Source organism: Bradyrhizobium ottawaense, from assembly GCF_002278135.3.
In the GTDB taxonomy this organism is placed as follows: Bacteria; Pseudomonadota; Alphaproteobacteria; order Rhizobiales; family Xanthobacteraceae; genus Bradyrhizobium; species Bradyrhizobium ottawaense.
This window is the reverse complement of sequence record NZ_CP029425.2, coordinates 1271816-1295076: the sequence shown is the minus strand read 5'-3', so window position 1 is coordinate 1295076 and position 23261 is coordinate 1271816. Positions and strand designations below refer to the sequence as shown.

The 23261-nt window shown below is 65.6% G+C and carries 18 protein-coding genes; 12 read left to right on the top strand and 6 right to left on the bottom strand.

Annotated features, from left to right (window positions below; translation table 11 throughout):
* Positions 1 to 272: 272 nt before the first annotated feature.
* A complete protein-coding gene (locus CIT37_RS06160; protein WP_028139920.1) occupies positions 273 to 1166 on the top strand; it encodes a YihY/virulence factor BrkB family protein in 894 nt (297 codons plus the stop codon).
* Here CIT37_RS06160 and CIT37_RS06155 read toward each other — a convergent pair.
* Positions 1093 to 2373: an ATP-binding protein gene (locus CIT37_RS06155; RefSeq protein WP_095425150.1), complete on the bottom strand. Its 1281-nt coding sequence runs from the start codon at positions 2371 to 2373 to the stop codon at positions 1093 to 1095. The two genes, CIT37_RS06160 and CIT37_RS06155, sit on opposite strands and share 74 nt — an antisense overlap.
* 104 nt (positions 2374 to 2477) lie before the next feature.
* A complete protein-coding gene (gluQRS, locus tag CIT37_RS06150; RefSeq protein WP_095425201.1) occupies positions 2478 to 3350 on the bottom strand; it encodes a tRNA glutamyl-Q(34) synthetase GluQRS in 873 nt (290 codons plus the stop codon).
* A gap of 186 nt (positions 3351 to 3536) precedes the next feature.
* Between gluQRS and CIT37_RS06145 the strand changes: the two genes are divergently transcribed.
* Positions 3537 to 4190 carry a DNA-3-methyladenine glycosylase family protein gene (locus CIT37_RS06145; RefSeq protein WP_095425149.1) on the top strand — a complete coding sequence of 218 codons (654 nt, stop codon included), beginning with the start codon at positions 3537 to 3539 and terminating at the stop codon, positions 4188 to 4190.
* A 72-nt stretch (positions 4191 to 4262) separates the two neighbouring features.
* Here CIT37_RS06145 and CIT37_RS06140 read toward each other — a convergent pair whose 3' ends face one another.
* The gene (locus CIT37_RS06140) at positions 4263 to 5150 is read right to left on the bottom strand and encodes a LysR family transcriptional regulator (RefSeq protein WP_028139916.1); all 888 of its coding nucleotides are present in this window, start codon (positions 5148 to 5150) and stop codon (positions 4263 to 4265) included.
* Between the two features lie 181 nt (positions 5151 to 5331).
* On the opposite strand from CIT37_RS06140, the gene CIT37_RS06135 reads away from it, so the two are divergent.
* The 6 genes from CIT37_RS06135 (at position 5332) to CIT37_RS06110 (ending at position 12811) form a co-directional block, all read left to right on the top strand.
* Positions 5332 to 6306 (top strand): NAD(P)H-dependent flavin oxidoreductase, encoded by a 975-nt coding sequence (locus CIT37_RS06135; RefSeq protein ID WP_028139915.1) that lies wholly within the window; start codon positions 5332 to 5334, stop codon positions 6304 to 6306.
* Between the two features lie 35 nt (positions 6307 to 6341).
* Positions 6342 to 7526 carry an ABC transporter substrate-binding protein gene (locus tag CIT37_RS06130; protein ID WP_095425148.1) on the top strand — a complete coding sequence of 395 codons (1185 nt, stop codon included), beginning with the start codon at positions 6342 to 6344 and terminating at the stop codon, positions 7524 to 7526.
* Between the two features lie 24 nt (positions 7527 to 7550).
* Positions 7551 to 9077, top strand: coding sequence for an acyl-CoA synthetase (locus CIT37_RS06125; protein ID WP_095425147.1), 1527 nt, complete (start codon positions 7551 to 7553; stop codon positions 9075 to 9077).
* Between the two features lie 164 nt (positions 9078 to 9241).
* Positions 9242 to 11005 carry a flavin-containing monooxygenase gene (locus tag CIT37_RS06120; protein WP_099421838.1) on the top strand — a complete coding sequence of 588 codons (1764 nt, stop codon included), beginning with the start codon at positions 9242 to 9244 and terminating at the stop codon, positions 11003 to 11005.
* A 57-nt stretch (positions 11006 to 11062) separates the two neighbouring features.
* Positions 11063 to 12040 (top strand): peptidyl-alpha-hydroxyglycine alpha-amidating lyase family protein, encoded by a 978-nt coding sequence (locus CIT37_RS06115; protein ID WP_095425146.1) that lies wholly within the window; start codon positions 11063 to 11065, stop codon positions 12038 to 12040.
* 213 nt (positions 12041 to 12253) lie between these two features.
* Complete coding sequence (locus CIT37_RS06110) at positions 12254 to 12811, top strand: HNH endonuclease (protein ID WP_018316280.1); 558 nt, start codon at positions 12254 to 12256, stop codon at positions 12809 to 12811.
* A gap of 9 nt (positions 12812 to 12820) precedes the next feature.
* Here the strand turns inward: CIT37_RS06110 and CIT37_RS06105 are convergent, their stop codons facing one another.
* Positions 12821 to 14290: a GH1 family beta-glucosidase gene (locus tag CIT37_RS06105; protein ID WP_095425145.1), complete on the bottom strand. Its 1470-nt coding sequence runs from the start codon at positions 14288 to 14290 to the stop codon at positions 12821 to 12823.
* Between the two features lie 2 nt (positions 14291 to 14292).
* Positions 14293 to 15294, bottom strand: a complete 1002-nt coding sequence (locus CIT37_RS06100; protein WP_095425144.1) for a glycoside hydrolase family 16 protein — start codon at positions 15292 to 15294, stop codon at positions 14293 to 14295.
* Positions 15295 to 15532: 238 nt separating this feature from the next.
* Here CIT37_RS06100 and CIT37_RS06095 point away from each other — a divergent pair, with 238 nt between their 5' ends.
* Both CIT37_RS06095 and CIT37_RS06090 read left to right on the top strand, forming a co-directional pair.
* Positions 15533 to 15754 (top strand): dodecin, encoded by a 222-nt coding sequence (locus CIT37_RS06095; protein WP_018316283.1) that lies wholly within the window; start codon positions 15533 to 15535, stop codon positions 15752 to 15754.
* A 166-nt stretch (positions 15755 to 15920) separates the two neighbouring features.
* Positions 15921 to 17825: a sensor domain-containing diguanylate cyclase gene (locus CIT37_RS06090; protein WP_028139908.1), complete on the top strand. Its 1905-nt coding sequence runs from the start codon at positions 15921 to 15923 to the stop codon at positions 17823 to 17825.
* Between the two features lie 13 nt (positions 17826 to 17838).
* Here the strand turns inward: CIT37_RS06090 and CIT37_RS06085 are convergent, their stop codons facing one another.
* On the bottom strand, positions 17839 to 21027 hold the full coding sequence (locus CIT37_RS06085) for an autotransporter domain-containing protein (RefSeq protein WP_161966336.1): 3189 nt from the start codon (positions 21025 to 21027) through the stop codon (positions 17839 to 17841).
* A 363-nt stretch (positions 21028 to 21390) separates the two neighbouring features.
* Between CIT37_RS06085 and CIT37_RS06080 the strand changes: the two genes are divergently transcribed.
* A complete protein-coding gene (locus tag CIT37_RS06080; protein ID WP_095425142.1) occupies positions 21391 to 22434 on the top strand; it encodes a helix-turn-helix domain-containing protein in 1044 nt (347 codons plus the stop codon).
* A 56-nt stretch (positions 22435 to 22490) separates the two neighbouring features.
* Positions 22491 to 23138, top strand: coding sequence for an HAD family hydrolase (locus CIT37_RS06075; protein ID WP_095425141.1), 648 nt, complete (start codon positions 22491 to 22493; stop codon positions 23136 to 23138).
* The last annotated feature ends 123 nt before the right edge of the window (positions 23139 to 23261 follow it).

The window sequence follows — 23261 nt, the reverse complement described above, 5'->3', positions numbered from 1 at the left end:
GGCAGCCTCCGGCGTCCTTCCGGGCGATGCGAAGCGTCGAGCCGGGAATCCGTCGGGCCACCCCTACTGCGGCGAAATGGATTCTCAGATGCGCAATTGCGCATCATAGCTCGCGCTGCGCGCGCCCCGGAATGACAGCGAGGCGCTTCGCGAACTGGCTTTTGGGGCAAGAATATCAGATGGTAGCGCGATGATTTCCGATTTGCGCCCATTGCCTATTCTCCTGATCTCTCCCTACGTGCAGGGAGAGCGAGCAGCGGTGTAGGTGCCACGTGAAAGCCATCCGCTACATTTACTGCGTCTTGGAGGATGCGTTCTACACGTTCCTGGCCGACGACGGCTGGGCGATCGCGAGCCACATCGCCCTGTCGACGCTGATGGCGTTGTTCCCGTTCCTGATCGTGCTGACCTCACTCGCGGGCTTCTTCGGCTCCAAGGAACTCGCCGACCAGGCCGCCAGCCTAATGCTGCAGATCTGGCCGAAGCAGGTCGCCGATTCGATCTCGGGCGAGGTGCATGACGTGCTGACCACGACCCGCACCGGCATTCTGACGATCGGCGCGGCGCTGTCGGTCTATTTCGCCTCCAACGGCGTCGAGGCCCTCCGGGTCGCACTCAATCGCGCCTATGCGGTGGTGGAGATGCGGCGCTGGTACTGGCTGCGTCTGGAATCGATTGTCTACACGCTGATTGCGGCCTTCACCGCGCTCGCCATGGCGTTCCTGATCGTGCTCGGTCCGCTCTTGATCGAGGCGGCGCGGCGCCACATCCCGCTGTTCGTCGAGTCCAACGAAAGCATCCTCACCTGGCTGCGCTACGGCATCACGATCGGTGCGCTGGTGGTGGCGCTGATCATCCTGCACGTCTGGCTGCCGGCGGGACGGCGCGGCTTCCTCCAGATCCTGCCCGGCATCGTCTTCACCATCGTGGCGTCGCTGATCTCCGGCATCGTGTTCGGACAATATCTGGCGCGCTTCGCCAACAATTACGTGACGATGTATGCGGGGCTCGCCTCGGTGATCATCGCGCTGGTGTTCCTGTACTTCATCGCCGCGATCTTCGTTTACGGCGGCGAGCTCAATGCCGCGATCATCAAGTCACGGCTTCCTCACGGCGTGTCGCTTCAAGCAGCGCAGTCGCTAAAGCCCGCGGAGACACAGGCTTGACCAGGAAGGCGTCGGCGCCGGCCTCGCGCGAGGCCGCCTCGTCCTCGCCGCGACCGGACACCCCGATGATCGGGATCCGAGCCAGCGGCGCCTGCATGGTGCGGATCCGCCTGATGGCCTCGACGCCGTCGATGCCGGGCAGCACCATATCCATCAGCACCGCATCGAACGCCCCTTGCGCCAGCCGGCCGACTGCATCCTCGCCGCGCCCGATGAACTCGGCATGATGGCCGAGCTCGGTCAGAATCGTGTTGAGCACGACGCGGCCGAACGGATTGTCCTCGACGCTGAGGACGCGCAGCGCCGCGACCGCATCCGCCTCGGTCTCGCCCTTCGCCTTGCGGGATTTGCTGGGGCCCGCCGCATCGAGCGACACCGTCAGCGTAAAGGTGGCGCCGCCGCCGCGGCGCGGTGCGACGGTGATGTCGCCGCCCATCGCGCGTGCCAATTGCTTGACCGAGGACAGCCCTAAGCCGGCGCCGCCGAAGCGCGAGGCAATGGTGACATTGGCCTGGGTGAACGGGCGGAACAGCCGCTTGATCTCGGCCATGGTCAGACCGATGCCGCTGTCGGACACCGCGAAGGCGACGCCGACCCTGCCCTTCTCTTTTGACTTGCCCTTTGCCTTGCCTTTGGCAGGACGCCAGGGCGCGACCTCGAGCGCCACGCCGCCCTGGTCGGTGAACTTCACGGCATTGTCGATCAGGTTCTCGAGCGCGGCGCGCAGGCGGACGGGATCGCCGACCACGAGGCCGGGGAGCTTGTCGGAGATCTCGACCTGGGCCTGGAGACCCTTGGCCGCGGCACGCCCGGCCAGTGAATCGCCGGCGCTGCGGGCGAGCGTGCGGAGATCGAACAGGTCCTGCCGCAGCGTACTTCCGGCCTTGCTGGCCCCCTTGCCGGTTCTGGCGGCATCCACGAACAGCGTGGCCAGGCTCGCCAGATGCTCGGCACCGGCCTTGATGGTGTCGGCCCAGCGCCGTTCCCGCTCGCCGAGATCGGAGGTCGCCAGCAGGTCGCTGATCGCCAGAATGCCGGTCAGGGGGGTGCGGACCTCATGGGCAAAGGCGGCGAGCGCCGCCTGGACGACATCCGGCGCGACCGCCTTGGTGCTGCGCTTGCGCAACCCGCCGGTCGTCCCGGACCGCTTCCGAGGCGGTCGCCTGGACGTCCGCGTGGTGCGCACTGGGCGCTTTTTCGCCGCCATAAATCCCCTTCGAAGTGTCCCCTTCGAACCCCGGGCTGTCGGCCAAGCATGGCACGGCGGAACCCCCGGAGTCACGGCGGCGTTTCGCTAACCCCCAGAGAAACTTAACCTAATCCCACCAGCCGACGGATGCCGGCAGGCGTGATGCCGGCCGCGCGCAAGGCGCGCAGACCGGTCGAGTGGCTCGATTTCGACAGCTTCCGCCCCTCGCTGTCGCAAATCAGCCGGTGATGACGGTAGGCGGGTTCGGGCAGGCCGAGCAGGACCTGGAGCAGGCGGTGGACGGCGGTGGCGTGAAACAAGTCCTGGCCCCGCACGATCTCGCTGACGCCCTGAAGCGCATCGTCGACGACGACGGACAGGTGGTAGCTGGTCGGTGTCTCCTTGCGCGCCAGGATGACGTCACCCCAGGCCTCGGGCCGCGCCGGGACGGTGCCGTGCTCGCCATCGGGCCCCTCGCCCAGCTCATTCCAGGTCAGGCCGGCGACGCACCGGCAGGCCGCCGTCATGTCGAGCCGCAACGCGTAAGGCGCGCCGCTGTCGATCAGGCGCGCCCGCGCGTCGGCAGGCAGCGATTTGGACTCGCCGGGATAAAGCGGCGCGCCGTCGGGATCACGCGGCCACGGGCCGTCCGCCTCGCGCGCGGAAACGAGCTTTGCGATCTCGGCGCGGCTTTCGAAGGCGGGATAGACGAGCCCAAGCGCCGACAGCTTGTCCAGCGCGGCGCGATAATCGGCGAGATGCTCCGACTGTCGCCGCACCGGCGTCTCCCAGTCGATCCCGAGCCAGGCCAGATCCTCGTAGATCGCCGCCTCGAATTCCGGCCGGCAGCGCGTCGTGTCGATGTCCTCGATCCGCAGCAACAACCGGCCGCCCGACTCGCGCGCGCGGTCGAAATTCAGCAGCGCCGAATAGGCGTGGCCAAGATGCAGGTAGCCGTTCGGGCTCGGAGCGAATCGGAAAACGGGTGGTGTCATGAGAAAGAACTCGTCATGGCCGGGCTTGACCGCCTCGGCTGTCATTCCGGGGCGGTCCGCAGGACCGAACCCGGAATCTCGAGATTCCGGGTTCGACTTCGCATCGCCCCGGAATGACGGAGTAGGATAATAGATAAGCGGGTCAAGCCCGGCCACATGACGTCCGAAAGAGTTTGCCAAACTGCAATGACCATCCATCTCGAATCCCAGTCCGATCTCGAAGAGGCCGTCCACGCGCTGATCAAGCGCGACCCGCGCCTCAAACCCGTGTTCGAGATCGCGGGCATGCCGGCGTTGCGGCGGCGCGAGCCGGGTTTTGCGGGCCTTGCCCACATCGTCTGCGGCCAGCAACTCTCGACCGCGAGCGCGGCGGCAATCTGGGGACGGTTGTCGGCCGCCTTCGATCCGTTCGACCACGACGCGGTGCGCCGGGCCCGCACTGACCGGCTCGGGCGGCTCGGCCTGTCCGCCGCCAAGATCAAGACGCTGAAGCATCTCGCCCGCGAGATCGGCGCGCAGCGGCTGAACCTCGACGTGCTCGCCGAGGAGGATGCCGACGCCGCGCATCACACGTTGATCGCGCTGCCCGGCATCGGCCCCTGGACCGCGGACGTCTACCTCCTGTTCTGCCTCGGCCATGGCGATGCCTGGCCTGCCGGCGATCTCGCCGTGCAGGAGGCCATCAAGATCGGCCTCGGCCTTCAGGCGCGGCCGACGGAGAAGCAGATGGCGCCGCTCGCCGAGCCCTGGCGTCCGCTGCGCGGCGCGGCGGCGCATCTGTGGTGGAGCTATTATCGCGCGGTGAAGAAGCGCGAGGGCGTGCTCGCCGGCTCGGGCTAAAGCGCGACGCGATTAGGATGAAACGTCATCGCGCTTTTCGGAAAACCGCTGCGCACTTTCCCGGATCATGCTTTAGCCCCGCAGCCTCGCGCGGTCGGCCCGGGCGCATTCGGCGACGAAATCCACGACAGCACGCACCGCCGGAAGCTCGACGAGGTCGGGATGGGCCAGCAGCCACAGGTCCGCCACGCTGGCGAGCTTTTGCGGGGCGACGCGTACGAGGTCGGGATAGCTTTCTGCGACGAAGCAGGAGAGCGCCGAGATGCCAATCCCGGCGCGGACCGCCGCCAGCATGTCCCCCTGGGAAGAGCAGCGCATCACCACCCTGGCCTGCCGGGTGACGACGTCGCTCCAGCGCGCAAGCTGTGCATTCGACGCCTGGTCGGCGAAGCCGACGACGCTATGCTCCTTCCACTCGCCGCGCCGTTCAGGCAAGGACCGCCCCGCGGCATAATCGCGCGAGGCGTAGAATCCGGTCCCAAGGCGGCCGATCTTGCGACCGACCAGGTTTTCCTCGCCGCTGTCGAAAGGCCGCAGCACCACGTCCGCCTCACGCCGACGCACGCTCGCCGGAAACGGGTGGGTGATGATCTCGAGCTGGACATGGTCATGCGCACGCAGGAAGGCGGGCAGGCGCGGCATCAGCCAATGCGAGGCCAGCGTCGCGCCGATCGAAAGCTTGACGATGCCGCGCGCCTTATGTCCCCCGGCCGCGACCGCGGTCTCGGCCCGCAGCGCCGCCGCCGCCATGGCCTCGGCGTGCTCGCGCAATGTCCGTCCATCCGCGGTCAGTGCCAGGCCGTCGGCGGCGCGCGCCAGCAACCTGGTGCCGAGCTGGGCTTCCAGCGCCGCGATCTTGCGACTGACGGTCGGATGGCTGGTGTGCAGCCGGCGGGCGGCCGCGGTGAAGCTTCCGGTATCGGCGACCGCGACGAAGGTCTTGCAGAGATCCCAGTCCAATCGGCTCCCCCCGTTCATATCTGAAAGGCTATCCGTTCATTATTGAACGACCGGAGGGCGCCGTCCAACCTTATAGTGGGTTCAAATCCGCGACACGGGCGGCAATCGCCCGCGCGACAATTAACACGGAAACGCCTCGTCATCCGCCCGCCGGCGGGGCCGCGTTTTCAGGGAGGACATGATGGCGCTGCCCGCTCTCTTGAAGGATTCGCTCGCGCTGCCGGTGGTGGGCTCGCCGCTCTTCATCGTCTCCGGACCGGAGCTGGTGATCGCCCAGTGCAAGGCGGGCGTCGTCGGCTCGTTTCCGGCGCTCAACGCCCGTCCGGTCGAGAAGCTGGACGCGTGGTTGAGCCGCATCGAGGACGAGCTCGGGCAATACAAATCGCTCAATCCGGGCAAAAAGGTCGCGCCCTACGCGGTCAACCAGATCTGCCACGCCTCCAACGACCGCCTGATGAAGGACATGGAGACCTGCGTGAAACATCGCGTCCCCATCATCATCACCTCGCTGCGGCCGCCGGCGGAGATCGTCGAGGCCGCGCATTCCTATGGCGGGCTGGTGTTCCACGACGTCATCAACGTCAAGCATGCGCGGAAAGCGGCCGAGCACGGCGTCGACGGCCTGATCCTGGTCTGCGCGGGCGCCGGCGGGCATGCCGGAACGCTCTCGCCCTTCGCGCTGGTGCGCGAGGTCAAGCAATGGTTCAAGGGCACGATCCTGCTGTCGGGCGCGATCAGCGACGGCTTCGGCATCGCCTCGGCGCTGACGCTTGGCGCCGACCTCGCTTATATGGGCACGCGTTTCATCGCGACCAGGGAAGCCAACGCCGACGAAGCCTACAAGTCCGCGCTGACGCAGCATGCCGCGCACGACATCGTCTACACCAACCTCTTTACCGGCGTGCACGGCAACTATCTCGGCCCCTCCATCGCCGCCGCGGGGTTAGATCCGGACAATCTGCCGATGGCCGACAAGACGAAGATGAATTTCGGCTCAGGCGGCAACACGAAATCAAAGGCGTGGCGCGACATCTGGGGTTCGGGCCAGGGCATCGGCCAGATCACCGATGCGCCTGCCGTCGCCGACTTGGTCGACCGGATGAAGGCGGAGTTCGATCAGGCCCGGCAGGATTTCCTGCTCCGCGCCAGCGCCTGACGTCTCGGACTACAAGAAAAAAACGGGAGGACACCATGAAGCTCGCAGCCGCATTGATCGGCATGTCGTTGCTGACGCTCGGCGCCGGCAGCGCCCGCGCCGACGGCAGCGCCGAGATCCGCATCGGGCAGACCCTGCCCTATAGCGGCCCGGCCTCCGGCTTCGGCGCGATCGGGCGGACGCAGGAAGCGTTCTTCGACAAGATCAATGCCGATGGCGGCATCAACGGCCGCAAGGTCAAGTTCATCACGCTGGACGACGCCTATTCGCCGCCGAAGACGGTCGAGCAGACCCGCAAGCTGGTCGAGCAGGACGAGGTGCTGATGATGTTCGGCTCGCTCGGCACCGCTACCAACAGCGCGGTGCAGCGCTATCTCAACGCCAAGAAGGTGCCGCAGCTGTTCGTGCTCTCGGGCGCCACCAAATGGGCCGAGCCGCAGAAGAATCCGTGGACGATGCCGGGGATGGCGGCCTACGAATCCGAGGGCGTGGTCTATGCCAAATACATCTTGCAGACCAAGCCCGACGCCAGGATCGCGATCCTGGCACAGAACGACGATTTCGGTCGCGACTATGTCGCAGGCTTCAAGCGCGCGCTCGGAGCCAAGGCGGCCGGCATGATCATCGCCGAACAGACCTATGAGACCAGCGCGCCGACGATCAGCTCTCAGCTCTCGACCCTGAAGGCCTCGGGCGCCAACGTGCTGTTCGGCGTCGTGCTCGGAAAATTCACCTCGCAGATGGTCAAGGGCGTGGCCGAGATCGGCTGGAAGCCCGAACTGTTCTTCGTGCCGACCTCGGCTTCGTCGATTTCGTTCCTGGAGCCGGCCGGGCTCGACAACGCGGTCGGCCTGATCTCGTCGAGCAACCAGAAGGACACGATGGACCCGCAATGGGCCGACGATCCCGGCGTGAAGGAGTATTTTGCCTTCATGAAGCAATACCTGCCGAACGCCGACCTTTCCAACTCCAACTACGCGGCCGGCTACCACTATGCGACGCTGCTGATGACGGTGCTGAGGGCGTGCAAGGAAGACGTCAGCCGCGACAACATCATGCGCCAGGCGGCCTCGCTGAAGGAGGTGAAGCTGCCGCTGCTGCTGCCGGGAATCTCGGTTACGACCGGCGCCGACGATTATCTGCCGTTCCAGCAGCTTCAGCTCCGCCGCTTCAATGGCAAGAGCTGGGTCGGCTTCGGCGACGTGCTGGACGATCGCTAGACTCGCGCGGGACAAGGACACGCCATGATCATCAGCGGCGAGCGCCGGATCAGCTATGACGAGATCCAGTCACGCATCAGGCGGGCGGCAAGCGGATTCCGCGCCCTGGGCCTTGCCGAGGCCGTGCCGGTTGCGATGATGCTGCGCAACGACTTCGCCCTGTTCGAGGTGGTTGCGGCCTCCGCCGCCCTCGGCAGCCCGGTGGTGCCGATCAACTGGCATCTCAAGGCCGAGGAGGTCCGCTACATCCTGACCGACAGCGGCGCGAAGATCCTGGTCTGCCACGCCGACCTGCTGCCGCAGATTCGTGACGGCGTGGCGCCGGATGTCCGCCTTCTCGTCGTCGCGACGCCGCCCGAGCTGGCGGCGACCTTCGCCATTGCCCCGGAGCTGACCGCGGTCCCGCCCGGACTGACCGATTGGGAGCGCTGGCGCGACGGCCATACCGAAACCCAGGAACCGCCGCGCCGGGCCGCGGCAATGATCTACACCTCGGGCACGACCGGGATGCCGAAGGGCGTGCGGCGCATGCCGATGCAGCCCGAGCAGGCGGCCGCTTCCGAACGTGTCGGCGCGATCGCCTATGGCATCAAGCCGCGGGACAACCAAATCGTGCTGATCAACGGGCCGATGTATCACTCGGCGCCGCATTCCTACGGCATGATGGCGTTCCGCAACGGCTGCACCATCGTCCTCCAGCCGCGGTTCGATGCGGAGGAGCTGCTGGCACTGATCGAGCGTCACCGCGTGACGCACATCCACATGGTTCCGACGATGTTCGTGCGGCTGTTGCGGCTCCCCGAGACGGTCAGGCGGCGCTACGACCTGTCGTCGCTGCGCTTCGTCGTGCACGGGGCTGCGCCCTGCCCGCCCGAGGTGAAGAAGGCGATGATCGATTGGTGGGGGCCGGTCATCAACGAGTATTTCGGCTCGACCGAGACCGGGATCCCGGTGTGGCACTCTGCCGAGGAGGCGCTGAAGAAGCCCGGCACCGTCGGCCGCGCCATCGAAGGCGGCATCGTCAGGATCTTCCGCGACGACGGCAGCGCGTGCAACGCCAACGAGGTCGGCGAAATCTACATGCGCCAGACGGCGGTGCCCGATTTCGATTACCACGGCAAGGCGCAGGCGCGCGCCGAGGCGGGGCGCGACGGCCTCGTCAGCGTCGGCGACGTCGGCTATCTCGACGAGGACGGCTATCTGTTTCTGTGCGACCGCAAGCGCGACATGGTGATATCAGGCGGCGTCAACATCTATCCCGCCGAGATCGAGAACGCGCTGATCGGCATGCCCGGAGTGCGCGATTGCGCCGTGTTCGGCATTCCCGACCCGGAATATGGCGAGCGGCTATGTGCCTGCATCGAGCCCGACACCGGCGACCAGCTCTCCGCCGCCGCAGTGCAGGCTTTTCTGCGCGAGCGGCTGGCGAACTTCAAGGTGCCGAAGGAGATCCGGTTCCTGGATGCGCTGCCCCGGGAGGCGACCGGAAAGATCTTCAAACGCAAGCTGCGCGATCCCTATTGGACCGGCCGCGGTCCGGGCGGCGCTTAAACCTTCTCCGGCCGGCGTCCGTGCGAGCGGAATGCCAGGCCATATTCCGCCCGAGCAGGGCTGCATGCCTGCCTCGCTCGGGTCCGCAGCTTTTGGCGGGCGAGGAAACCGTATAGCGTCCGATCTCAGAGGAAACGCCGCGAAAGACGGCCAAGAGGTCGCGCATGCTCGACAAGACCAAGGATCTATCCGCGTGCGCCCAGGCCTGGCTCGATGAATTCGAGCGCGCGCTGGGCAGGCCCGATCCCGCCACGCTGGACCGCCTCTTCCTCGCCGACAGCTTCTGGCGCGACGTGCTGGCGCTGAGCTGGAACCTGCAAACGATCGCCGGCCGCGAGACGATTGCGCAAGCGCTGGCCGCGCTCGCGCCCAAGGCGGCACCGACCAACTTCAAGATCGCGCCGAACCGCGCGCCGCCGCGCTGGGTGACGCGTGCCGGTAGCAACACCATCGAAGCGATCTTCACGTTCGAAACCGCGACCGGCCGTGGCAGCGGCATCCTGCGGCTCATTCCCGACAAGACCGACGGCGACCGCCTGAAGGCCTGGACGCTGCTCACCGCGCTCGACGAGCTCAAGGGATTCGAGGAGCAACTCGGCACGTCGCGGCCGCGCGGCCAGGCCTATTCCCGCGATTTCCGCGGGCCGAACTGGCTGGATTTGCGCAACGCCTCGCGCGACTATGCCGATCGCGACCCTGCCGCGCTGGTGGTCGGCGGCGGCCAGGCCGGGCTCGCGATAGCAGCCCGGCTGAAGCAGTTGAAGGTCGACGCGCTGATCGTCGATCGCGAGATGCGGATCGGCGACAATTGGCGCAAGCGCTATCATGCGCTCACCCTGCACAACCAGGTGCAGGTCAATCACCTCCCCTACATGCCGTTTCCGCCGAACTGGCCGGTCTATATCCCCAAGGACAAGCTCGCCAACTGGTTCGAGGCTTACGTCGATGCGATGGAGCTGAACTTCTGGGCCGGCACCGAGTTCGAAAGCGGCGCCTATGATGAGGTCGAGGGCCACTGGACCGTCACGCTGCGCCGGGCCGACGGCAGCAGGCGCACCATGCATCCGCGCCACGTGATCATGGCGACCGGCGTCAGCGGCATCGCCAATGTTCCGGCCATTCCGACGCTCGACAATTTCAAGGGAACGCTGCTGCATTCCAGCCGCTATGAGGACGGCGAGACCTGGACAGGCAAGCGCGCGATCGTCATCGGCACCGGCAACAGCGGCCACGACATCGCGCAGGATCTGTATTCCAGCGGCGCCGAGGTGACGCTGGTGCAGCGCGCAGCCACGCTGGTCACCAATATCGAACCGTCGGCGCAGCTCGCTTATGCCACCTACAACGAAGGCACGCTCGAGGACAACGACCTGATCGCGGCCTCGATGCCGACGCCGCTGGCGAAGAAGACGCATGTGATGCTGACGGAGCAGTCGAAGCAGCTCGACAAGGAGCTGCTCGACGGCCTCTCGCGCGTCGGCTTCAAGCTCGACTTCGGCGAGGCCGGCACCGGCTGGCAGTTCAAATACCTCACCCGCGGGGGCGGCTATTATTTCAACGTCGGCTGCTCCAACCTGATCGTCGAGGGCGCGATCAAGCTCAGGCAGTTTGCCGACATCGAGGGCTTTGTACCCGAGGGGGCGCGGATGAAGGACGGCACGCTGCTTCCCGCCGATCTCATCGTGCTCTCCACCGGCTACAAGCCGCAGGAATATCTGGTGCGAAAGCTGTTTGGCGAGGCCATCGCCGACCGCGTCGGGCCGATCTGGGGCTTTGGCGATGGTCTTGAGCTGCGCAACATGTATGCGCGCACCAGGCAGCCCGGGCTCTGGTTCATCGCCGGCAGCCTCGCGCAGTGCCGGATCAACTCGAAATATCTCGCGCTGCAGATCAAGGCGATCGAGCAAGGGATTTTGGGGCGATTATAGCCGTCATTCCGGGGCGCGCGTAGCGCGAGCCCGGAATGACAAGAGGAGAGACCACCCATGCCAGCCATTCTCGGCAGCGGCGAGCACCGCTACCGCGTCGTCGACAATTTCGCGAAACTGCCCGACGGCTGGCAGCTCACCGACGTCGCCTCCGTCGCGGTCGACGGCAGGGATCGTGTCTACGTCTTCAACCGCGGTGCCCACCCGATGGTGGTGCTCGACCGCGAGGGCAATTTCCTGCGCAGCTGGGGCGAAGGGCTGTTCTCGCGCGCGCACGGCCTTCACATCGACGCCGACGACAATCTCTACTGCACCGATGACGGCGACCACACCGTGCGCAAATGCACCACGGACGGCAAGGTGCTGCTGACGATCGGCATCCCCGAGAAGCCGGCGCCGTTCATGAGCGGCGAGCCCTTCCACCGCTGCACCCACACCGCGCTGTCGCCGAAGGGCGAGATCTACGTCTCCGACGGCTATGGCAATGCGCGCGTGCACAAATTCACGCCGGACGGCAAGCTGCTCAAGAGCTGGGGCGAGCCCGGCACCGATCCCGGCCAGTTCAACATCGTGCACAATATTGCCACCGATGCAGATGGTTGGGTCTATGTCGCCGACCGCGAGAACCACCGCGTCCAGGTGTTCAATGGCGAGGGCAAATACGAGACGCAATGGAACAATTTGCATCGGCCCTGCGCGCTGTGCTGTTGCGGCGGGGCCAAGAGCCCGACCTTCGTGATCGGCGAGCTCGGCCCGGGCCTTGCCATCAACCGCAAGGTGCCCAATCTCGGGCCGCGACTGTCGATCGTGGACGCCAGGGGCAGGCGCATCGCGCGCCTCGGCGGCGAGGAAGGGCCGGGTGTTGCGAGCGGAAAGTTCCTGGCGCCCCACGGCATCGCGCTGGATTCCAGGGGCGACATCTATGTCGGCGAGGTCGGCGTCACCAACTGGGACACCAGCTTTCCCGACGAGGAGATGCCCGCTGCAGTGCGCGCGACGCGATGCTTGCAGAAGCTGGAGCGGGTACGGGAGTAGCTGCCGCGGCAGGCCACGACGCGCTGGTCACGGCAGTTCCGCGCCAGCCGCGTACCTCCCCAAATCGCGGCTTTTTGAGCGCTTTCGCCACCCCGGCGCCGCATTGCTTGCACCTGAATAAGTCGCTCAGCGGGCTTCACAATCCCGTCACGCTGCATGTAGTATGTCAGTACATGCTGCTTCGCAGCGTATATTGGAGGCCGGGAGCGTTACTTGAACGCACATGTCTCGCAAGGCAGTTGGCCGGTGTTGGTGCTGAATGCGGACTTCCGGCCGCTGAGTTACTACCCGCTGTCTCTTTGGTCGTGGCAGGACGCGATCAAGGCAGTGTTCCTCGATCGCGTCAACATCGTCGCACATTACGATCAGGCGGTTCATAGCCCCACGCTGCAAATGCAGCTGCCGAGCGTCGTCTCGCTCAAATCCTTCGTCAAGCCGACCACCCATCCGGCCTTCACCCGGTTCAACGTCTTCCTGCGCGACCGTTTCGCCTGCCAATATTGCGGCTCGCCCGAGGACCTGACCTTCGATCACATCATCCCGCGCAGCAAAGGCGGCCAGACCACCTGGGAGAACGTGGTCGCGGCATGCTCGCCGTGTAACCTGCGCAAGGGCAATCTCACGCCGGTGCAGGCAAAAATGTTTCCGCGCCAGCATGCCTTCGCCCCGACCGTGCACCAGCTCCACCGCAACGGCCGCCTGTTCCCGCCGAACTATCTGCATGATAGTTGGCTGGACTATCTGTACTGGGATACGGAGCTGGATCCGTAGGGTGTGGTCTCACCCCCCGATCGCGTTCCGTGCCACCACGTCGCGATAGAACGCCGCGCTCAGCTTCGGCACCCTTGCCTGGGTCTCGAAATCGACCCGGTACAGGCCGAAGCGCTTGCCGTAGCCGAAGATCCACTCGAAATTGTCCATCAGGCTCCAGAGGAAGTAGCCGCGGATCGGCACGCCCTCGGCGGTCGCGCGCTGCATCTGGGACAGGTAATTGCGCAGGAACATGATGCGGTCGAGGTCGTAGACCTGGCCGTCGGCAGAGATCTTGTCCTCGGACGAGGTGCCGTTCTCGCTGATGTAGATATTCTCGATGTTCCAGATCTTTGCCGCAAGGCGCGGCGCCCAGTAGATCACTTCGGGGCCGACCCGCAGCCATTCCGAATTCATGTGCGGGAACGAGGTGGGGAACGGCAGCACGTGGAAGCGGGGCGCGCGGTCGGAAGCCGTGACGTAATATTGCGGCGCGTAGATGTTGAGGCCGACGAAATCGTTCGGCGCGCCGATGATCTTCAATTCCTCGGCGGTGAATTTCGGCGCGTCCGCGCCGGCATAGGCGAGGAAACCGTCGGTATATCTGCCCTCCAGCACCACGCCGAGGAAGCCGGCATTGAGCTCGCGCGTCGCGATCTCGGCGGCGCGGATGTTTTCCGGCGTCGGAATCGCCGGCACACAGGCGGCGATGTTCTCGGCCGGGCCGACACGGGTGCCGGCGCGGCCGGCGGCGCGGATTGCCTGCACCGCAAGCCCGTGCGCCAGCGCGACGTGATGGCGCGCCTGGTTGAGCTGCGCGGTCGGCAGCTTGAGACCGGGCGCATCGATGCCCCAGCCATAGCCGAAATTCACGAAACGCCCGACCTCGTTCACGGTGAAGACGTTCTTCACGCGATCGGTCAGGCGAGCGGCGACATGCGCAGCGTAATCGGCAAAAGCCTTCGACGTATCGCTCGACGACCAGCCCCCGACGCGGTCCTGGAGTGCCTGCGGCAAGTCCCAATGGTAGAGCGTCGCGTAAGGCTCGATGCCGTTCGCGAGCAGTTCGTCGACGAGGCGGTCGTAGAAGTCGAGGCCCTCAGGATTGGGCTGGCCAAAACCTTCCGGAAACACGCGCGGCCATGCGATCGAGAAACGGTAGGCCTTGACGCCGAGCGCCTTGATCAGCGCGACGTCCTCCTTGTAGCGGTGATAGTGCTCGTTGGCGCGGTCGCCGGTCGAGCCGTCCTCGATCTTGCCGGGCGTGTGGCTGAAAATATCCCAGATCGACTTGCCGCGACCGTCCTCATCGACCGCGCCTTCGATCTGGTAGGACGAGGTCGCCGTGCCCCACAGAAAATCCTTCGGGAGCGGCGCCGGCAGGTGGCGGTCGGTCGAAGCGGACTTTTCATTCTCCGCGGCCCCGGCACCTGCTGCTACGCCCAGCGCGGCGAGGCCCGTGAGCTTGGCAAAACGGCGCCGCGAGACATCGGCTGACATCGCTATCTCCGTGCCAGCTCCAGATCGATCTGATAGACGGAAATCCGGTCGATCTCGAATGCGACGCTCGCTGGCGATTCGGCATCGACCTGACTGACGCCCGGAAAAAACTTCGACCCGATCGCCAGATTGACGATCATGTACATGGGATCGTCGAAGCCGATCGGCACCTTGATGTCGGAGACCGGCGTGCGGTCGATGAAATAGACCAGCCGATCCTCCTGCCACAGCACACCATAATTGTGGAACACGCTCGAGGCGTCGCCGACCGCGAAATCGAAGCCGCAGGACTGGATCTTCTGGGTCGAGGGGATCCGCCAATGCGTCGTCATCACGAGATCGCCCGGCCGCTCGCCGCGGCCTTCCAGCACGTCGACCTCCGGCGGCCAGCCCCCGTCGTCCGCCAGCATCCAGAACGCCGGCCACACTGCGTGGCCGACCGGCACCTTGGCACGAATTTCGAAATAGCCGTGCTTCTGGGCGAACGTGCCCTGGGTCGTCAGGATGCCTGAGATGTACTCGTTGTTGAACAGCAGCGGTTTCAATTCCGGCGGCGTTCGGCTGGCGATGATCGACAGTACGCCGTCCTTCACCTTGAACGGATCGAGCCCGAGCGGCGCGGCCGCGCGGCCGGCATAGCGCGGATCGACGTAGATCTGCTGCTCGCCATTGGCGCTGGTCTTGCGCTTGAAGTCGGAGCCGTCGCCGCCCCAATAGCGTGCCTCTGGCCAGGCCGCGCCGCCGGCATAATGCGGGACCCAGCGACCGTTCGACAGCGGATGCTGGTCAAAATCCTCGCTGAAGGTCCGGCGCAGCGGCAGGAACACCAGCGAGGCTAAATTGACCGTGTCCAGCCGGCGACACACGATGGTGGAGGGATCGGTCGTCACCTGCAGAGCCATGCTCGCCGGCGCGCGATCGAGTTCGTCCTGCGCAATACAAGGCGCAGGCAGCACGCCGAGGCCGATCGCAACCAGAGTGCCCCTCGTCCAACGGCCGATCATCACCGCACTCGAAGATGCCACGACATGCGCAGAGGTTAGCTCATCCGTCTTCGCGCGGGCAACCGCGGCATCCGACGCCGGCGGGCGATTTGAAAACCATTCCTCTCGCCTCCGCTCCGGGGCCAGCGGGCACTGGGAACCCGAGGCGCCCACGCCCGTTCAGAGTCAACGCCATGCGCTCGCATGCACGTTCCATCGAGCGCGTTTGTCCGCTGCAAGATGAAACAAGGGAAGACCCATGGCCGCAACCGAGAGTGATCATGTCTACAAGATCCTGGACCTCGTCGGATCGTCCGAAACCTCGATCGAGGACGCGATCAAGAACGCGATCAGCCGCGCGTCCAAGACCATCCGCGAGATGAAATGGTTCGAGGTGGTGCAGACGCGCGGCCACATCGAGAACGGCGCCGTGCGGCACTATCAGGTGACGCTGCGCGTCGGCTTCACCCTGGAGGGATGAGGCGGCAGGCGGAATTGTCGCACTGCGGTAGCGTGGCTCCGCCGATCTGCCCCAACGATGTCGGCAATCCTTCCGGTTGATTACGGACCCCGCACAATCATTGCAGATTTTGCAAGAGGCCGTTAAGACGAAAGTGAGAGGTTTGCCCCGATTTGGAGCAAGCCTGATGGTCACGAGCCGCGAATTCGGCAAGACGCGCCTTCCGCTCTGGGCGGCGGGCTTCGTTGGGCTGATCTGCGTGACGATCCTGGGCCTCAGCGCCTGGCGCGAATGGGAAGCTCGCAATGTCGACCTCAGGAACGCCGAGATCGACGTCACCAACCTCGCACATTCACTGATCCAGCACGCGGATGATACGTTCGAGCTGGTCGATACGCTCCTGGTAGGACTGGTCCACCGGCTCGAACTCGACGGGACTGGCCCCGACACGATCACGAAGCTCCAGGCCTATCTGCCGACGCGCAAATCATCGGACCGCATCCGCGGCATCTTCGTCTATGACGCGACGGGCCGGTGGCTTGCCACGACCGAGCGCCTCGACTTTTCCAAGCTCAACAACAGCGACCGGGAATATTTCCAGCGCCACCGCGACTCCACGGAGACGGGCACGCTGATCGGACCGCCCATCAAGAGCCGCTCCGGGGGCCAGTGGATCATCACGGCGTCCCGGCGGATCAATGATCCCGACGGCGGCTTCGCCGGCGTTGCCCTGCTCACGATCGACGTCAGCTATTTCGTCAAATTCTACGAGCGGTTCGACCTAGGGCCGAACGGCTCGGCATCGCTGCTCAACAATGGCGGCATCATGCTGGCACGCAGCCGAGATGAGAGCGACGCCTTCATCGGACGCGACCTGTCCAATGCGCCCTTGTTCAAAGGCTGGAAAAGCCGCCCCGCCGAAGCGGTCTATTATTTCAAGTCGCCGCTCGATGGCGTGCAGCGCCTGAGCTACTACCAGCGCAGCAGCCGCTATCCCCTGATGGTGCTGGCGAGTAAGTCCCAAGATGACGTGCTGGCTCCCTGGCGACGCGCCGCCGCCACACGCATAACTTTCGTCGTCGGCCTCGTCCTGCTGATCGCGGTGATCGGCTCCTACCTGGTCCGTCAGCTCTGGCAGCGACAGCGCATGGCGCAGGCCCTGGTCGCCAAGGAGGCAAATTTCCGCCTGCTGGCCGAGCAATCCAGCGACATGGTAACCCGGATCGGGCTGGATAACCGGCTGCTCTATGTCTCTCCGTCATGCGTGCGCATCACCGGCTGGACCGCCGAGGAACTGCTGAACACGTCGGCCCTGGCCGGCATTCACGCCGACGACATGGAACGGGTCGCTCAGGCCATCACGGCACTGAAGAACGGCGAGGCCGAGGAAGCGCGGTTCGTCTATCGCCAGCGTCATCGCGAAAAAGGGGAGATCTGGGCGGAGGCGGCGCTGCACGTGACGGTGGCATCGGACAGCGGCGCGATCGACGGCGTCGTCGCGGTCGTGCGCGACATGACCGAGCAGAAGGATCTCCAGGACAAGCTCGCTTCGCTTGCGAGGACCGACGGCCTCACCGGCCTTGCCAACCGGCGCGCATTCGACGAACGCCTTGCCGACGAATGGGCGCGCGCCCGGCGCGACGGCACGCAGCTTTCGCTCCTGCTGATCGACGTCGATCATTTCAAGAAGTTCAACGACCATTACGGACATCTTGCGGGCGACGGGTGCCTGCGCGCGCTGGGCCGGATCCTGTCCACCCAGGCCAGGCGTCCCGCCGACCTCGCGGCGCGCTACGGCGGCGAGGAATTCGCCGTGTTGTTGCCGAACACAGGTCCGGATGGCTGCGTGGAGGTCGCGGAAGCGGTTCGCCAGGCGCTGCACGATCTTGCCATGCTGCATGCGCAGAATCCGCCCTCCCGGTTGGTCACGGTAAGCGTCGGCGCGGCAACCGGACTTCCGTCCCTGACCTCCACGGACTTCAGCACGCTGGTCGCTGCGGCCGACCGCGCGCTCTATGCCGCGAAGGACAGCGGCCGCGATCGGCTGGTGATGTCCGGACAGGTCGTGCCCTGGCCCGCGAAGACCGCGTGACGGGATCCAACGCTCACCAGCCGTAGCGAACGCTGCCCTTGCCGGCGTAGCTGCGGGTGACGCTGGAGAACTCGCCTTCGAACGTGGCCGCCGCCGACCAGCCGTTCAGCCATTTCATCTCGACCGAAGCCGTCGTGAGCGCGGCGTCGCGGGCCTGCGCTGCGCCGTTGACGACGAAGCTTGCGACCGGCAACGCCTGAAAGGTTGCGGCGGCCGCACGATCGGGATTGAAATCATGCGCCCAGGCGACACGGCCGCGCAGTGCCAACACGCCGGCCGGCGTGGCGAACGACTTGTCGGTACGCAGGCCGAGCTCGCTGCGGCTGTCGGTCACGCTCTTCGCGGCGTAGTTCAAGGCGAATGCCGATGAGCCGGAGACGACGTGTTCGGCATAGGCTGGCAGGTCGAGCGTCGTGAACTGCATCGCCCCATAAGGCGTGAGGCCGATCCCGCCGATCCATGACCCGACCAGGCGGTAGCCGCCTTCGACACGACCGGAATACGCATTGGCGTCGAATGCGGCGCGCAGGCGGTCTGCGCCGGCGACCGTCACGGTGCGATCGGTCGTGATGTTCTGCCAGCCATAGGCCAGCGCGGCGGAGACGTAGGCCGCGCCGTTGGCGTGGTAAAGATAGGTGCCGGCCTGGAGCAGGTCGGAGCGACCGGAGCCGAGACCGTTCACGCCGAAGCTGGTGCCACCGCCGGCAAGCGCGAAGCCGAGCTTCGTGTTCGGCGCGAGCCAATAGTCCGCGCCGACCGCCGTGCCGGCGATGCGGCTCGTGGTGTCATTCGAGCCGTCCGCAGCATTGCCGTCGGTCGATTGCGATCCGCCGAAGCCGGCGGCCCACACGCTCCAGCGCCGCGCAAATCCCTGCGCTGGCGCCTTGGCGAACATGGCGAACGCGTCGGCCCGCTTGCGTGCGGCATAGGCGCTGGCCTGAACGTCTTCGGCAAGTCCAGCCGCACCGTTCGCGGGATCCGGCCCGCCCTCGCGCTGCGCGAAGGGATCGGTGAGCAGGCCCATGAACTGGCTCATGGCGTTGAACGTGGTCTGCTGCGCTGCCGTGCCTTGTTCGCCCGAGGCTTGCGTCAAGCCGGCCGCCGTCATGCGGCCATAGATCAGCGGAATGCCGCCGTTGACGTCGAAGGAATTGACCAATGCGTTCGCCACCGCCTGCTGATTGCCGTTCAGGCCGGAATTCGGCGGCGGCACGAAGGCGAGCGACAGGTTGAGATAGGCATTGTTTGCGTCGTAGCTGAGATCGGTCTTGAAGTTCGCCGGGAGATTGCTGCTGGCAACGGTCGAGGCAAAGCTGCCGGAGAGGCCGCCGCCCGCGCTGAGGATGGTGTATTTCTTCTCGATATAGCTGCCGGCCGCAAACACCGCGCTCACACTAGCGCCGCCCAGCGTCGCGCTGCCCGTGACGTTCGCATGGGACGCCGTCGACGGATTGACCTGGACCTGATAGATCGCGCCCGATTGCAGGGCGAGATCGCCGACGATGCTCGTGAGGCTGCCGGGCATGCCGTTGCCGGGCGCGAACGTGCCGCCGCCGGCAATCGCCACCAACAGCGGATCGATCGTGCCCGATCCCATCAGCACGCCACCGGCATTCACGGTGACCGAAGAGGTGCCGGTGATCGTTCCTTCGACGTCGAGCACACCGCCATTCACGGCCGTGGCTCCGGTGTAGCCGTTGTTGCCGAGCAACATGGTGAAGCCGGCCGTCGTCGTCAGGCTCCCGGTCCCGCCGATGCCATTGAGGACACCTCCGATGGAGGTAATGGGCGCGTTCAGATTGCCGTTGCGGATCGTGCCGCCGTTAAGGCCGACCGCGCCCTGGGTCTGCGTCGTGCCGCCCAGATCGAGCGTGGCACCGCTGTTGACCGTGGTCGTCCCGCCGACGTCGCCCAGCGTGCCGGCGCCGCTCAAGGCCAGCGTGCCGCCATTGACGAAGGTCCCGCCGCTGTAGGTGTTGGCGCCGGTCAGCGTCAGCGTGCCCAGCCCCGTCTTGGTCAGGGATCCCGTGTTGATGATCTGCCCTGACAACGTCGCATTGAAGCCGTTGGTGTCGATCGTGCCGCCGCCGGCCAGCAGCGAGATCGTCCGCGCGGTGCTGAAAGCACTGGAAAATCGCAGCGCGCCGCCGTTGAAATTGACATATTGCCCGAAGCCCAGCGCCGTGAGCGCGGCATCGCTGCCCGCCGCGACCGCCCCGCCCGCCGCAACGATGACGTTCGGCCCGATGAAGGCGGTCCCGGCATTGCCGTTGTCAACGATCGGCATGGTGACGAAGGACAGGATCGTGTTGGTGGCCGTATCCACCACGTAAAACCCGAAGCCAGTCGTGATGTAGGCCCGGCTGCCGTCGGGCGTCACGGTCACTCCGATGCCGTTGCTGGACGGGCCGCCGGACAGGGTCACGCTTGCCGTGATGGTGTTCGTCAGGGCATTGATCACCACGAGTTGGTTGGACTGCGTCGTCACATAGATCCGCGACCCGTCCGGGCTGGCCGCGACGCTCAGGGGCAGTCCGGAGACCGAAACCGTCGTCACCACCGATTGCGACGCTGCATCGATCACCGTGACGCTGCCATCGCTTTGATTGGTCACGTAGATCCGGCTTCCGTCCGGAGACGTTGTGATGCCGGAGGGGGAGCTTCCCGCCGCGACCGTGCCGATGACGGTTTTCGACGCGGCGTCGATGATCGAAATGTTCGCGGAGCCCTGGTTGGCGACATAGGCCCGGGTCCCGTCCGGCGAAACGACGACGCCGTAAGGGGCTGCCCCCACCGCGATGGGGGAGCCGACCACGACATTGGTCGCGGTGGAAATCACCGTGACCGAATGGGCCGAGGAGGAGGTCACGTAGAGGCTCGAGCCATCCGGGCTGAGCGCCAATCCCGCCGTCTGTCCGGCGACGGGTATGGTCGCGACAACCGTCCGGCCGACGACGTCGATGACCTCCACCGCGCCGGACATGGCTACGACATAGGCGAAGCGGCCATCGGCCGAAAACACCGCGCTGTGAGGATATGTGCTCGTTCCGATCGGGGAGCCGATCGGAGCGTTGCTCAGCGTGCCGAACTCGATCACCTGCCCCGGCGTGCTGTTGAGTGCGGTCCAGATGCCGTAATTGTCGATCTGCGCCCTGCTGGCGGAGGTCGAGGCGAGATACGGCAGGACCAGGATGACGAGCATCCCGCAGCTTTTCATTGTCCGGCGACGACGGCAGCTGCGCGGACGTCGTTGCCGACGGCCAGCACCCCCAATTCCCATTGACCCCACGCGGCAACCCCATTTCGACGGCGCGGCCCCGCATGGCGCGCTCGCATTCCAGAGACTGGAGAATCTCTAACAGGACGGCAGGACGGACGATGTGCCCGGCGTCTCAGCGCGACAAAATCCGACTGAATCTCTCGATGGTTGCAAATACACGAACGCACATTCTACCTCGGCCTCGCTTGCGCCCCGATTTCCGAATGGCTACATCCAGACCCGACATTGGCTTGCTTAGTTGCATGCGGTCTTTCCGCATCGCGAGGGGACGTGGACGGGACTGCCTTGAACGAAAGCACGGCGGCGGACAATCCCGGGCGCGGTCCGGAGGCGCTCGCGCACTTGCGGGCCATGACGGTCGACATTTGTGAGGTCATTCCGCGCACCGCGGAGGACGATTTCCATGTCACCACGGTGACGAGGATGACCCGCAACGCTTTGCTGATCGACACGCGTGCCACCGACCAGGACTATGACCGCACGCCCGCGCACGTCGCCCGTGGCATCATGGATCATTTTCAGATCACCCTCTGCGTCGAGGGCGAGATGCAGTTCAGCTCAGGCCGCCGCGAGGTTACGCTGCGGCCCGGCGACATCGTTCTCATCGACATGGCGCAACCGAACCGGACCGCGTTGCGCGCCGCGGGCGGCCGCACCCATCTGATGACGATCGTGCTGCAACGCGCGATGCTGGCGCCGCGGCTCGCCCATCCGGATGCGGCGACGGCAACCTTGCTGCCGTCGGACCACCCCCATGCACGCCTGCTCGCCAGCCACTATGGCGCGCTTGCCCTGTCGTCACAGCCCGAAGCAGAGATGGCGACTGGCAATGCCGAGGCCACGGTCGAGGCGATCGCCGATCTCGTGGCGGCCGCCGCGGGCGGGACGGCCGAGATCGTCGCGGGCCTCGAGCGCGCCGAGCGACATCTTTATCTCACGATGATCAAGCGTCGCATCGCGAACAATCTCGAAACCGATGCGCTCACCAGCGAAGAGCTCTGCCGCCACTTCCAGATCTCGCGCGCGACACTCTACCGGCTGTTCGAGGCCGAGGGCGGGCTTGCGCATTATGTGCGGGAGCAGCGGCTCAATCTCGCGTTTCGGCGCTTGATATCGCCATCCGCGCAGGACGGCCGGCTGATCGAGCTCGCCGTCGACATGCGCTTCAGCAGCGATTCCACCTTCATTCGCGCATTCCGCCGCAAGTTCGGCCTGACGCCGGGCGAATTGAGGGAATTGGCCGATGCCTGGCTGCGCGAGACCGGAGCGGTGCCTGCCGTCGACACAGTGCTGCATCAACTGGCGCGGCGACGCGCATCGCAGCCCTAGCCAGCACCCGATTTGTCGCCCGCGTTCCGGCGGGATATGACTCACGCCAGGGCCGGATGTTCGGCCAATGCGCGAGCGTCGCCGTGACTGATGCCATCAAGCTCGTCCTCTTCGACATGGACAATGTCCTCTGCGACTACGACAGGGCGACCCGCGTCGCCTATCTGGCGCAGCTTGCGGGGACCAGCAGCGAAGCCGTCCACAACGCGATCTGGGACAGCGGATTCGAGCTGCTCGGCGATTCCGGCGCGCTCGAGGCTGCCGACTATCTGCGAGGTTTTGGCGAACGCATCGGCTATCCGCTCTCACTCGACGAGTGGGTGGAGGCCCGGCGCCGTTCAATGCAGGCGGATCGCGCGATGCTGGACATTGCCAGCAGCTTGCGAAACACCGTCGATATCGCCGTCCTGACCAACAATACCACGCTGGTCGCCGACCACATCGACACGCTGCTGCCGGAATTGCGACCGCTGTTCGGCTCCCGGATCTACACCTCGGCGCAATTCAAGACGGCCAAGCCGGACCCGCACTGCTATCGCCTCTGCCTCTCCGAGCTCGGCGTGAGGCCGCAAACCGTCCTGTTCGTCGACGATCTCGCAGCCAACGTCGCCGGCGCGCGAGAGGCGGGCCTGTTCGCGCATCAGCACACGTCCGTGGCGACCTTCAGGCAGGCCCTGTCGGAATATGGCGTGCCTCTCGACTAAGATGGAAGTGCGTAGGGTGGGCAAAGGCGCGACAGCGCCGTGCCCACGTCTTCAGAATCGTGGGCACGCTTCCGCCTTCGCTCTTCGAGCTACGGCGGACAAGTCGCTTTGCCCACCCTACGG

Coding starts and splice junctions, on each gene's coding strand:
- CIT37_RS06155 (WP_095425150.1), bottom strand. CDS start 2,373: ATGGCGGCGAAAAAGCGCCCAGTGCGCACCACGCGGACGTCCAGGCGA.
- gluQRS (WP_095425201.1), bottom strand. CDS start 3,350: ATGACACCACCCGTTTTCCGATTCGCTCCGAGCCCGAACGGCTACCTG.
- CIT37_RS06145 (WP_095425149.1), top strand. CDS start 3,537: ATGACCATCCATCTCGAATCCCAGTCCGATCTCGAAGAGGCCGTCCAC.
- CIT37_RS06135 (WP_028139915.1), top strand. CDS start 5,332: ATGGCGCTGCCCGCTCTCTTGAAGGATTCGCTCGCGCTGCCGGTGGTG.
- CIT37_RS06130 (WP_095425148.1), top strand. CDS start 6,342: ATGAAGCTCGCAGCCGCATTGATCGGCATGTCGTTGCTGACGCTCGGC.
- CIT37_RS06125 (WP_095425147.1), top strand. CDS start 7,551: ATGATCATCAGCGGCGAGCGCCGGATCAGCTATGACGAGATCCAGTCA.
- CIT37_RS06120 (WP_099421838.1), top strand. CDS start 9,242: ATGCTCGACAAGACCAAGGATCTATCCGCGTGCGCCCAGGCCTGGCTC.
- CIT37_RS06115 (WP_095425146.1), top strand. CDS start 11,063: ATGCCAGCCATTCTCGGCAGCGGCGAGCACCGCTACCGCGTCGTCGAC.
- CIT37_RS06105 (WP_095425145.1), bottom strand. CDS start 14,290: ATGTCAGCCGATGTCTCGCGGCGCCGTTTTGCCAAGCTCACGGGCCTC.
- CIT37_RS06100 (WP_095425144.1), bottom strand. CDS start 15,294: ATGATCGGCCGTTGGACGAGGGGCACTCTGGTTGCGATCGGCCTCGGC.
- CIT37_RS06095 (WP_018316283.1), top strand. CDS start 15,533: ATGGCCGCAACCGAGAGTGATCATGTCTACAAGATCCTGGACCTCGTC.
- CIT37_RS06090 (WP_028139908.1), top strand. CDS start 15,921: ATGGTCACGAGCCGCGAATTCGGCAAGACGCGCCTTCCGCTCTGGGCG.
- CIT37_RS06085 (WP_161966336.1), bottom strand. CDS start 21,027: ATGCTCGTCATCCTGGTCCTGCCGTATCTCGCCTCGACCTCCGCCAGC.
- CIT37_RS06075 (WP_095425141.1), top strand. CDS start 22,491: ATGTTCGGCCAATGCGCGAGCGTCGCCGTGACTGATGCCATCAAGCTC.